Here is an 11,246-nt window from a genome sequence, read left to right as displayed (position 1 = left end):
ACGATGCGTCCGCGGCCGCCGTCACGTCGAATGGTCCTGTGGGGCTTGGCGGTTGCGGGAGTCGTGGTGGTGCTGGCCCTCGTGGCGTGGTTCACCCCGCTGCTGGCGGTGCGTACCGTCACGATCCAGGGGCTGGAGACGGTGCCCGAGAAGCAGGTGCGCGATGTGCTGCAGGTGCCCGAGGGTGTTTCGATACTGCGCTTGAACACCGACGACATCGCGCACCGGGTGGCGGTGATCCCGAAGGTGCATTCGGTGCGGGTGCAGCGGGTGTTTCCCTCGACGGTCCGGGTGACGGTCGAGGAGCGCACCGCGGTCCTGTACTTCGATTCTCCGCAGGGGCCGCACCTGCTCGACGCGGACGGCGTCGAATTCGCCATCGAGCCACCGCCTCCCGGCGTGCCGAAGCTGACGACGAAGCGTCCGGGGGATAGCGACCCGGTGACTCGCGCGGCGGTGACGGTGCTCACCGCGGCATCGCAGGGTTTACGAGGTCGAGTGGGTGAGGTTGTGGCGCGGTCGGTTTCGGATATCGAGCTGAAACTGCGAGATGGGCGCACCGTCCTGTGGGGCGGCGCGGCCGACTCGGCGCGCAAGGCGGAGGTGGTCGTTCCGGTGCTGACTCGGCCCGGACAGGTATACGACGTTTCGACTCCCGATCTCGTCACGGTAAGGTGAGTGATACCCGTTGTGCCGTTGGTGTTTTCGGTGCGTGTCACGATGCGCGCCGGAGCCCATGAGTACACCGGCAACGATTCCCCCTGCCTGGAGCGGCTGTTCGCGGTACGATACGGGGCGGGCTCGGACGAGACGGATCGCACAAGATTCTGGTTCTCGCGTCGGCGCGCCTGCGCGCGGATTGCGGCGGGTACGAATAGCGTTCCGCAGCAGTCGGATACTTGACATAACGCCAACCCTATGGTTGAGGTTGAGGGTTTGCTCGGGCGGAAGCCCGGGTCGGCCGGATCGAAACCATCCGCGGCTCGGTGCTCTGCCGGGAATCCGAAAACGACAGGCTTAGATCGAAGGAAGGCGAGAGCCCATGACGCCCCCGCACAACTACCTTGCAGTGATCAAGGTCGTCGGTATCGGCGGCGGCGGTGTGAATGCCGTCAACCGAATGATCGAACAGGGACTCAAGGGAGTCGAGTTCATCGCCGTCAACACCGACGCGCAGGCGCTGCTGATGAGTGATGCGGACGTCAAGCTCGACGTCGGGCGTGAGCTCACCCGCGGCCTCGGCGCCGGTGCGGATCCGGAGGTGGGCCGCAAGGCCGCCGAGGATCACAAGGACGAGATCGAAGAGGTGCTCAAGGGCGCCGACATGGTCTTCGTCACCGCCGGCGAGGGCGGCGGCACGGGTACCGGCGGCGCGCCGGTCGTGGCCAGCATCGCCCGCAAACTCGGCGCCCTGACCATCGGTGTGGTGACGCGCCCGTTCTCCTTCGAGGGCAAGCGGCGCAGCAATCAGGCCGAGGCCGGCATCCAGGCGTTGCGCGAGTCCTGCGACACGCTGATCGTCATCCCGAACGACCGGCTGCTGCAACTGGGCGATGCGGCGGTCAGCCTGATGGACGCCTTCCGTTCCGCGGATGAGGTGCTGCTCAACGGTGTTCAGGGCATCACCGATCTGATCACCACGCCGGGTCTGATCAACGTCGACTTCGCGGACGTCAAGAGCGTGATGTCCGGCGCCGGTTCGGCGTTGATGGGCATCGGCTCGTCCCGGGGCGAGGGACGCTCGGTGAAGGCGGCGGAGGCGGCGATCAACTCGCCGCTGCTGGAAGCGTCGATGGACGGCGCGCACGGTGTGCTGCTCTCGATCGCGGGCGGGTCGGATCTGGGCCTGTTCGAGATCAACGAGGCAGCCTCGCTCGTGCAGGAGGCCGCGCACATCGAGGCGAACATCATCTTCGGTACGGTCATCGACGATTCGCTCGGCGACGAGGTGCGCGTCACGGTGATCGCGGCCGGATTCGACAGCGGCGCCCCGACCCGTCGCCTGGACGCGCCGGTCACCCGCTCCACTATCGGCTCGGCGCGCGCCGGCGAGGTCGGTCAGACCCACAGCCGCGGCACCGATTTCCCCAACCGCACCGCGGATCCGGCTCCTCCTCCCGCGACACCGACCCCGGTCTCGCGCGGTCCCGCCCCGTCCTACGAACCCCGCCCGGCCGTCGAGCCCACGGTCGCCCACAACTCGCGCAGCCACATCCAGCCGCCGGACGAGGACACCGACGACGACGTGGACGTTCCCTCGTTCATGCGTCGCTAGGCAGTTTCCCGAGAAGCACCCGCTCCCGCGCAAAGGGGCGGGTGCTTGTGTCTGTACAGCTGGCCGGGCACGGTCCGGCTCGAGGGAGTGGCCGGTAAGGAAGGCTACTAATCTCGGGGTATGCCAAAGCAACAACTGATTTCGGTTGGACATGGGTAACTCACCGGGAACGTCCAGAATCCGACCATCCGCCGGAGCCGTCGGCCCGACGCACGAGTCTTCGGGCACCCCACGGCACGCTGAAGTCGCGGAGAGGCGGGGGAGAACCCGGCGGGTGACCACCACACGAGCGGGTGGATTCTCCCGTGCGCCGTACGACTCGTTCAATCTGGGTGATCACGTCGGTGATGATCCGGAGGCGGTGCGGCGCAACCGGGTTCGGCTGGCCGAGGGGATCGGGCTGGCGCCGGAGCGGCTGGTCTGGATGGAACAGGTGCACAGTCGCACGGTGGCGATCGTGGACGGGCCGCGGGCCGAGCCGGTGCCGGTGACCGACGCGCTGGTGACCACCGTCCCGGACCTCGCGCTGGTCGTGCTGACCGCCGACTGCGTGCCGATCCTGCTGTCCGATGACGAGGCCGGGGTAATCGCCGCGGTCCACGCGGGCCGGGTCGGTGCGCGGATCGGGATCGTGCCGCGCGTGCTGGAGGCGATGATCTCGGTCGGTGCGCGGCCCGATCGCATCGGCGCGTTCCTCGGCCCGGCCGCGAGCGGCGCGCGGTACGAGGTGCCCGCCGCGATGCGCGCGGACGTCGAGGCCCATCTGCCCGGCAGCGCGACCACCACCGCGCAGGGCACCCCGGGCCTGGATCTGCGGGCGGGGATCCGCCACCAGCTCGAGGCGGCCGGTGTGGGCGCGGTCGCGGTCGATCCGCGCTGCACGATCGAGGATGCCACCCTGTTCAGTCATCGCCGGGGTGCGCCGACCGGTCGCATCGCCGGGGTCATCTGGCGCGAATCCGCGGATTCCCCGGCCTGATCCGGCCGCGGCTCGGGCGTGCCCGGACACTCGATCGCCGAGTGCGCGGGCGGGTCGGAACGCGGTATCCGGGAAATCGACGGGACACGCCCGGACGGATCGTGATACGAATCGCATTCGAGGGAGAGGAATCATGATCGGCGAATTCGGCAGGGCCACTACGGAATCCGGCACGCGGACGAGCGAGTTGTCGACCGCGCTGACCGGGCTGCTCGAACGTGTCGACGCGGCGTGCCGCGCGGCCGGGCGGGATCCGGCGCAGGTGCGATTGTTGCCGGTCACGAAGTTCTTCCCGGCCTCGGATGTGGCGATCCTGTACCGGCTCGGGCGACGCGAATTCGGTGAGTCACGCGAGCAGGAGGCGACCGCGAAGGCGGCCGAATTGTCCGATCTGCCCGGCGTCGAATGGCACATGATCGGCCGCCTGCAACGCAACAAGGCCAAAGCCGTTGCCCGGTGGGCGCATACGGTCCATTCGGTGGACAGCGCCCGGCTGGCAACGGCTCTTGACGTGGGTGTGCGCGCGGCCCGGGAGGCGGGCCTGCGGGAGACGCCGCTGCGGGTTCTGCTCCAGGTCGGCCTCGATCGCGATCCGGGCCGCGGGGGCATCGCTCCGGGCGATTTGCCCGAACTCGCGGACCATGTTGCGGGCCTGGAGAATCTGCAGCTCGCGGGCCTGATGGCGATTCCTCCGCTGGATTCGGATCCGGATGCCGAGTTCGCTCGGCTGGCCGAGTTGCATGTCCGATTTGTAGCGCGACACCCCGCGGGGACCGAACTGTCGGCAGGCATGTCGGGAGACCTCGAGGCCGCGATTCGACACGGGTCCACCTGTGTGCGTGTCGGTACTGCCTTGATGGGCGCTCGACCGATAACCTCGGGATAGCAAACAAACCTCATCAGTCACATTCGAAACATATGCTTGAGGCTGAGAGGATTGAGCAAGACTTCAACACCCCAGGTCAACCGGGGCCGTAGGAAGGTCGACCAGGATGAGCGAGCGCAGCGAGCGAGTCGTCAAGGCAGTCACGAGCGTGCTCGTGCGGGAGGGCGTCAGCGAGGTGGGAGCATGATCGAGCGCGGCGAGCGAATCATCGAGGCGGCCACGAGCGTGCTCGTGCTGGAGCCGAGCGTCAGCGAGGGGGAGGCCATGAGTGAGCGCAGCGAGCGAGTCATCAGCGCGGCCACGAGCGTGCTCGTGCTGGAGCCGAGCGTCAGCGAGGTGGAGGCATGAGCACGCTGCACAGGTTCAAGGCGTACTTCGGCATGGTTCCGCTCGAGGAGTACGAGGACGACTACGTCGACGATCGCGGGCCTCGGGGGATCGAGGATCGGCCCGCGCGTCGGTCGCGGGAGTTCCCCGAGCCTCGCTACGAGGGTGCGGGGCGTTCGCGTTTCGACGACGATCGCTACGAGCCCGAGCAGAGCTACTCCGAGCCCGCCTACAAGGCGCCGTATCAGCCGGGCTACACAGTGTCTCGGCGGAGCGAATTCGCCGACGACGCGTATTCCGACGACCGTTACGAGCCGTCGCGTCGGCCGACCCGAATCGAGTCCGCGCCATCGGGGCGCTCGCGCGGCCTCGGTGGCGGGCCGTCGATGATCCGCGGTACCACGCACGGCGCGCTGGCGGTCGACCCGGAGGTCGAGCGCAGGATGGAAGAGCGGCGACTGGAGGAGCGGGCTCGTTTCGAGCCGGCCCCGCGCCGTTCGCCGGTCTTCGAGGACGGAGGCCCGTTGTCCAAGATCACGACACTGCGGCCGCGCACCTTCACCGAGGCGGCCATCATCGGCGAGCGGTTCCGCGACGGCACTCCGGTGATCATGGATCTGGTGGAGATGAGCAACGCCGATGCCCGGCGTCTGGTCGACTTCGCCGCGGGCCTGGCGTTCGCGCTGCGCGGCTCGTTCGACAAGGTCGCCACGAAGGTGTTCCTGCTCTCACCGGCCGATGTGGACGTATCGGCCGAGGAGCGCCGCCGCATCGCCGAAACCGGCTTCTACAACCAGAAATAACGCTCGAATCGGACGTCGTGCCGCGGCCGTCATCGGGTCGGCGCGCGACGCGCGGGGGATGCCGCGCCGCCTGAGACGGCGCGGGGAGTTTGCAGGACACCGAATCTGAGGCAGAGTGGGCGGGTGGCCCTGTTCAGTGTGTTGAACTACCTGCTGTTCGTATTCTGGTTGTTGCTCATCAGCCGGATCATCGTCGAGTTCATCCGCAGCATCGCCCGGGACTGGCACCCGCGCGGGGCGGTCGCCATCGTGCTGGAGGTGATCTTCACGATCACCGATCCGCCGGTGAAACTGCTGAGGCGGCTGATACCACCGGTGAACTTGGGAGGAATTCGGCTCGATCTGTCGATTATGGTGTTGATATTCATCGTGTTCATCTTGATGACGGTCACGGGCGGGCTCGGGCAGGCGCACGCGCCGGTGTGACAGAATGGGTCGTGAAGAATAGCTTGCAAGATCTACCGCTAGACCTCCGTACGAAGCGTGAAGGGATCCTTCCATGCCGCTGACCCCAGCCGATGTGCACAACGTCGCGTTCAGCAAACCGCCGATCGGGAAGCGCGGCTACAACGAGGACGAGGTCGATGCGTTCCTCGATCTGGTCGAGCAGGAGCTTTCACGCCTCATCGAGGAGAACGCGGATCTGCGCCAGCGGGTTGCCGAGCTGGATGCCGAGCTGTCCGACGCGAAGGCGGCGCCCCGCTCGATGCCGCAGGCGGTGAAATCCGCTCCGCCCCAGCCCGAACCACCCAAGCCCGCTCCGGTGCCGCCGCCGGCCCCCATGCCGGTGGCCGCACCCGCTCCGATGAAGGATCCGAGCGCGGCGGACGCCAACCTACAGGCTGCCAAGGTGCTCAGCCTGGCCCAGGAGATGGCGGACCGGCTCACCACCGATGCCAAGACCGAGGCGGAGACGCTGCTGTCCAACGCGCGGGCGAATTCCGAGCGACTGGTCACCGAGGCGCGCACCCGCTCCGACGGCATGGTCTCCGAGGCGCGGCAGAAGGCCGAGACGCTGCTGTCCGACGCGCAGAGCCGTTCGGACAACCAGTTGCGCCAGGCCAAGGAGAAGGCCGACGCCCTGCAGGCCGACGCCGAGCGCAAGCACAGCGAGATCATGGCCACCATCACCCAGCAGCGCAGCGTGCTCGAGAGCCGCATCGAGCAGCTCAAGACATTCGAGCGCGAGTACCGGGTGCGGTTGAAGTCCTACCTGGAGTCCCAGCTCGAAGAGCTCGAGAACCGCGGTTCGGCGGTACCGGTCGATGGTGGTGAGGCCTTCGATGGCGCCAACGGCAACCACGCCCCTGCGTCATTCGCCAAGGGCGGCAAGTAATTTCGCTTCGGCTGACCGCCGCTCCGCCAGCCCGGAGTCCGGTGCTCGCAGCCGCGGCCGTGGTCGAAAGTTCGTCGAGCCAGCAGGCCCGCCTAGGGGGTGACCATGCTCGTCCTGACACTTGTTCTCGCGGCTATCGGATTCGGCCTCCTGGTCGCCGCACTGACCACCGGTTCGGTGGTGTGGGCCTGGGGATGCATAGTGGTATGCGTCATCGGCGCTGTTCTGCTGCTGGTGAGCGCCCTGTCGATGCGCGACTCCGACGATGACACCCAGACGCGTCCGGGTCGGCACGTCAAGCGGTGAGCCGCCGCACGATGCGAACCCAACCGCGGTCGGAAATAGTTTTGACCGCACTGGCTACAATCAAACCTGTAACCACGGCATTGATCCGGCAATCACCGGGGAGCCTTCGGAAGAACGGCTACGCGGCCTCGTGAGCTGCGGCGCTCAGTAGAACCGAACGGGCGAGCCCGTCACAGCTCACAACGAGAGGTCCGGTGCTATCACCATTGCGCCGGGCAAGCGGGGTGGTACCGCGGTCTCGGCGCACCGGCGCCGATATTCGTCCCCGTGCCCACGGACTGCGCCTACGGCGCGTAGCGGCACGAGGAGAGACGTCCCGACATGGCGGACGAGACAAACCCCCGCAAGACAGATCCCAATGCTGTCCGGGACACCTATCCGCGCGTCGATCTGGGCGCCGGGGGACAGGTTTCCTTCCCGGAGCTGGAACAACGCGTCCTGGACTACTGGGCCGCCGACGACACCTTCCGCGCCAGCATCGACAACCGTTCGGGCCGAGACGAGTTCGTCTTCTACGACGGTCCGCCGTTCGCCAACGGTTTGCCACACTACGGTCATCTGCTGACCGGATACGTCAAGGATTTGGTCCCGCGTTTTCAGACGATGCGCGGTAAGAAGGTCGATCGGCGATTCGGCTGGGACTGTCACGGGCTGCCCGCGGAACTCGAGGCGGAGAAGCAGCTCGGTATCACGGACAAATCACAGATCGATGAGATGGGCCTCGCGGAATTCAATGCCGCTGTCAAATCCTCGGTGCTGCGCTACACCGGTGAGTGGCGCGATTATGTGACCCGCCAGGCACGCTGGGTCGATTTCGACAACGACTACAAAACCCTGGATCTCGACTTCATGGAGTCGGTGATGTGGGCATTCAAAACGCTGTACGACAAGGGGCTGGTGTACCAGGGATTCCGGGTACTGCCCTACAGCTGGTACGAGCAGACGCCGCTGTCGAATCAGGAGACCCGGCTCGACGACGCCTACAAGATGCGTCAGGACCCGGCCGTCACCGTGGACATGCCGCTGCGGGTACCGGCGGACCATCCGCTGCGCGATCTGGACGGCGTCAACGCGCTGATCTGGACCACCACCCCCTGGACGCTGCCGTCCAACCTGGCGATCGCGGTCCATCCGGACGTGACCTACGTCCAGGTGCGCGGGCAGGACGACAAACGCTATCTGCTGGCCGCCGAACGGGTCTCGCAGTACGCCCGCGAGTTCGGCGCGGAACCCGAGGTGCTCGGTGAGTACTCCGGCGCGGCCCTGGTCGACCTCCGGTACGAGCCGCCGTTCGACTTCTTCGTCGGCCATCCGAACGCGCATCGCGTGCTCAGCGCGGACTACGTCACCACCGAATCCGGTACCGGGGTGGTGCATCTGGCGCCCGCGTTCGGTGAGGAGGACATGGATGTGGCCTCCGCCAACGGGATCGAGTTGGTGCAGCCGCTGACTCCGGGCGGCCGGTTCACCTCGATGGTTCCGCCGTACGAGGGCCTGATGGTGTTCGACGCCAATCCGGTGATCATCAAGGATCTGAAGGCGGCCGGAAAGCTGTTGCGGCACGAGACGATCGAGCACTCCTACCCGCACAGCTGGCGTTCCGGGCAGCCGCTGATCTACATGGCGGTGCCGTCCTGGTTCGTGGCGGTGACCGAGTTCCGGGACCGGATGGTGGAGCTGAATCAGCAGATCACCTGGGTGCCCGACCACATCCGCGACGGACAGTTCGGTAAGTGGCTCGAGGGCGCTCGGGATTGGAACATCAGCCGGAACCGCTACTGGGGCAGCCCGATCCCGGTGTGGATCTCCGATGCCCCGGCCTATCCGCGCGTCGACGTGTACGGGTCGCTGGACGAGCTCGAGCGGGACTTCGGGGTGCGTCCGGACGATCTGCATCGGCCCGGCATCGACAAGCTGACGCGGCCCAATCCCGACGACCCGACCGGCAAGTCGGTGATGCGACGGGTGCCGGAGGTGCTGGACTGCTGGTTCGATTCGGGTTCGATGCCCTTCGCGCAGGTGCACTACCCCTTCGAGAACCGCGATTGGTTCGACGGCACGGGCGAGGCGGCGGGCCACAACCCGGCCGACTTCATCGTCGAGTACATCGGGCAGACGCGCGGCTGGTTCTACCAGATGCACGTGCTCGCGACGGCGCTGTTCGATCGCCCGGCGTTCAAAACGGTCGCCGCGCACGGCATCGTGCTCGGTGACGACGGCCTGAAGATGTCCAAGTCCAAGGGCAACTACCCGGACGTCAACGAGGTGTTCGACCGCGACGGCTCGGATGCGATGCGCTGGTTCCTGATGAGTTCGCCGATCCTGCGCGGCGGCAACCTCATCGTCACCGAGCGCGGTATCCGCGAGGGCGTGAGCCATGCGCTGCGGCCGCTGTGGAACGCCTGGACCTTCCTGCAGCTGTACGCCCCCAAGCCGGGCGCCTGGCGCACCGATTCGTCGCATGTGCTGGATCGGTACATCCTGGCCAAGCTGGCGCGCACTCGCGACGTGATCACCGAGGCGCTGGACGTGTACGACATCGCCGGGGCCTGTGACGAATTGCGCTCCTTCGCCGACGCGCTCACCAACTGGTATGTGCGCCGGTCGCGTTCGCGGTTCTGGGAGGAGGACAACGACGCCATCGACACCCTGCACACGGTGCTCGAGGTGACCACACGGCTGGCCGCCCCGCTGCTGCCGCTGGTGTCCGAGGTGATCTGGCGCGGCCTGACCGGTGGCCGCTCGGTCCACATGACCGACTGGCCCGCGGCGTCGGACCTGCCTGCGGACGCGGAACTGGTCTCGGCCATGGACGAGGTGCGGACGGTGTGCTCGACGGTGCTGAGCCTGCGCAAGGCCCAGAACCTGCGGGTGCGGTTGCCGCTGTCCGAGCTGACCATCGCCGCCGCGGACGCGGAGCGGTTGCGGCCGTTCACCGATATCGTCGCCGACGAGGTGAACGTCAAGCGCGTCGATCTGACCACCGACGTCGCCGCGCACGGGCGTTTCGAGCTCGTCGTGAACGCTCGTGCCGCCGGTCCGCGCCTGGGCAAGCAGGTGCAGACGGTGATCAAGGCGGTCAAGGCCGGGGAGTGGTCCGAGAGCCCGGAGGGCGTGGTCAGCGCCGCCGGTGTGGAGCTGCTGCCCGAGGAGTACACCCAGCGCCTGGTCGCCGCCGAACCCGAATCCACCGCCGCCCTGCCCGGCAATGCCGGTCTGGTGGTGCTGAATTCGGAGGTCACCGAGGAACTCGAGGCCGAGGGCTGGGCCCGCGACCTCATCCGCGATCTGCAGGAGACGCGCAAATCCCTGGGGCTGGACGTCTCGGACCGCATCACCGTCGTCCTGGACGTCCCGGACGATCGAGCCGCCTGGGCGCACGCCCATCGTGACCTGATCGCCGGTGAAATCCTCGCCACCACACTCACATTCGCCGACGCGGGCCCCGGGGCCGCCGAGGTGGTCGGTGGCGTCCGGGTGTCGGTCACCAAGGCCTGAGCACTCCGGCAGCGTCGCCGTACCCCGGTCGATGTGTCCGTAGGGACAGTGGGATCCCTACGGACACAGCCGGTCTCGGCGTCGTGACCCTCCTGGGGACAAGAAAATCCGGGCGAGTGGTGATCGGCATGTCGATGCCGGGCGGGCGTTCGCCTAATCCCGCGATACCTCGCGCGCTTCGGGATGAACGCGGCGTTGCGGATCACGGGCCTGCCGTTGGCGGGCACCCGTCATCGGGGCGGTGATGATGCGTGGATATCGCCGTCCTGATCGCCGAGATGTCCCGGCGCGGGCGGTGGCTGGTGAGTATCAGGCGATCCCTCGCGGGACAATGATTCTCGGATGAGTTTCGTGGGGTGCGGCTCAGTCTCGCATTTCGGCCGGGGGCGGAGTGGACAGGCGGTGCACCGCGAGCTGGATTTCCAGCAGGAGGCGGTCGGGGGCCGAGTCCAGGTCCAGGCCCATCAGCTGGGTGGCTCGGCGGACGCGGTAGCGCAGGGTGTTGGGGTGGATGCTGAGATCCGTTGCGGCCGTGCGGACATCGCCGCGGCGGGCCAGGTAGGCGTCCAGGCTGGCGAGCAGATCGGCGGAGTACTTCGCGTCGTAGTCCGCGAGTGTGTCCAGGCGGGGGTCGCGTAGCTGGGGCTGATCACCGATCAGGGTGAGGATCTCGGCGAGCAGGACCGTGGTGCGCGAGTGAGCCAGGGTGGTGACCGTATCCGCGTCGGGCAGGTCGGTGGTGCGGTCCAGGACGCGGTCGACCTCGGCGCGGGCGCGGGCCGCGTCGGCCAGCCCGTCCACGGGCGCCGCGATGGCCGCGCGCAGGCGCAGCCCGG

General features: G+C 67.5%; 11 protein-coding genes. 10 read left to right on the top strand and 1 reads right to left on the bottom strand.

Annotation, left to right across the window (positions count from 1 at the left end):
• Positions 1-3 precede the first annotated feature (3 nt).
• The 10 genes from NM2_RS28910 (at position 4) to ileS (ending at position 10,410) form a co-directional block, all read left to right on the top strand.
• Positions 4-678 carry a cell division protein FtsQ/DivIB gene (locus NM2_RS28910; protein ID WP_084531661.1) on the top strand — a complete coding sequence of 225 codons (675 nt, stop codon included), beginning with the start codon at positions 4-6 and terminating at the stop codon, positions 676-678.
• Between the two features lie 364 nt (positions 679-1,042).
• Positions 1,043-2,275, top strand: coding sequence for a cell division protein FtsZ (ftsZ, locus tag NM2_RS28900; protein WP_067675078.1), 1,233 nt, complete (start codon positions 1,043-1,045; stop codon positions 2,273-2,275).
• Positions 2,276-2,549: 274 nt separating this feature from the next.
• Positions 2,550-3,254 (top strand): peptidoglycan editing factor PgeF, encoded by a 705-nt coding sequence (pgeF, locus tag NM2_RS28895; RefSeq protein WP_067675076.1) that lies wholly within the window; start codon positions 2,550-2,552, stop codon positions 3,252-3,254.
• 133 nt (positions 3,255-3,387) lie between these two features.
• Complete coding sequence (locus NM2_RS28890; RefSeq protein ID WP_067675073.1) at positions 3,388-4,140, top strand: YggS family pyridoxal phosphate-dependent enzyme; 753 nt, start codon at positions 3,388-3,390, stop codon at positions 4,138-4,140.
• A gap of 183 nt (positions 4,141-4,323) precedes the next feature.
• On the top strand, positions 4,324-4,488 hold the full coding sequence (locus tag NM2_RS49420) for a hypothetical protein (RefSeq protein WP_157121373.1): 165 nt from the start codon (positions 4,324-4,326) through the stop codon (positions 4,486-4,488).
• Positions 4,485-5,270: a cell division protein SepF gene (locus NM2_RS28885; RefSeq protein ID WP_067675070.1), complete on the top strand. Its 786-nt coding sequence runs from the start codon at positions 4,485-4,487 to the stop codon at positions 5,268-5,270. Before NM2_RS49420 ends, NM2_RS28885 begins: the two co-directional genes overlap by 4 nt.
• Before the next feature lie 123 nt (positions 5,271-5,393).
• Positions 5,394-5,696 (top strand): YggT family protein, encoded by a 303-nt coding sequence (locus tag NM2_RS28880; protein WP_067675067.1) that lies wholly within the window; start codon positions 5,394-5,396, stop codon positions 5,694-5,696.
• A 73-nt stretch (positions 5,697-5,769) separates the two neighbouring features.
• Entirely contained in the window at positions 5,770-6,606 is an 837-nt protein-coding gene (wag31, locus tag NM2_RS28875) for a DivIVA-like cell division protein Wag31 (protein ID WP_067675064.1), read from the top strand.
• A 105-nt stretch (positions 6,607-6,711) separates the two neighbouring features.
• Positions 6,712-6,912, top strand: coding sequence for a hypothetical protein (locus tag NM2_RS28870; RefSeq protein WP_040821458.1), 201 nt, complete (start codon positions 6,712-6,714; stop codon positions 6,910-6,912).
• Positions 6,913-7,233: 321 nt separating this feature from the next.
• Positions 7,234-10,410, top strand: coding sequence for an isoleucine--tRNA ligase (ileS, locus tag NM2_RS28865; RefSeq protein ID WP_067675061.1), 3,177 nt, complete (start codon positions 7,234-7,236; stop codon positions 10,408-10,410).
• A 363-nt stretch (positions 10,411-10,773) separates the two neighbouring features.
• Here the strand turns inward: ileS and NM2_RS28860 are convergent.
• A partial coding sequence (locus NM2_RS28860; RefSeq protein ID WP_169816251.1) for a PucR family transcriptional regulator occupies positions 10,774-11,246 on the bottom strand: 473 nt, incomplete at its 5' end.

It is taken from the genome of Nocardia miyunensis NBRC 108239 (genome assembly GCF_001613065.1).
Taxonomy (GTDB): Bacteria; Actinomycetota; Actinomycetes; order Mycobacteriales; family Mycobacteriaceae; genus Nocardia; species Nocardia miyunensis.
This window is presented reverse-complemented; position numbering and strand designations above follow the sequence as displayed.

Coding starts and splice junctions, on each gene's coding strand:
- NM2_RS28910 (WP_084531661.1), top strand. CDS start 4: ATGCGTCCGCGGCCGCCGTCACGTCGAATGGTCCTGTGGGGCTTGGCG.
- ftsZ (WP_067675078.1), top strand. CDS start 1,043: ATGACGCCCCCGCACAACTACCTTGCAGTGATCAAGGTCGTCGGTATC.
- NM2_RS28890 (WP_067675073.1), top strand. CDS start 3,388: ATGATCGGCGAATTCGGCAGGGCCACTACGGAATCCGGCACGCGGACG.
- NM2_RS49420 (WP_157121373.1), top strand. CDS start 4,324: ATGATCGAGCGCGGCGAGCGAATCATCGAGGCGGCCACGAGCGTGCTC.
- NM2_RS28885 (WP_067675070.1), top strand. CDS start 4,485: ATGAGCACGCTGCACAGGTTCAAGGCGTACTTCGGCATGGTTCCGCTC.
- wag31 (WP_067675064.1), top strand. CDS start 5,770: ATGCCGCTGACCCCAGCCGATGTGCACAACGTCGCGTTCAGCAAACCG.
- NM2_RS28870 (WP_040821458.1), top strand. CDS start 6,712: ATGCTCGTCCTGACACTTGTTCTCGCGGCTATCGGATTCGGCCTCCTG.
- ileS (WP_067675061.1), top strand. CDS start 7,234: ATGGCGGACGAGACAAACCCCCGCAAGACAGATCCCAATGCTGTCCGG.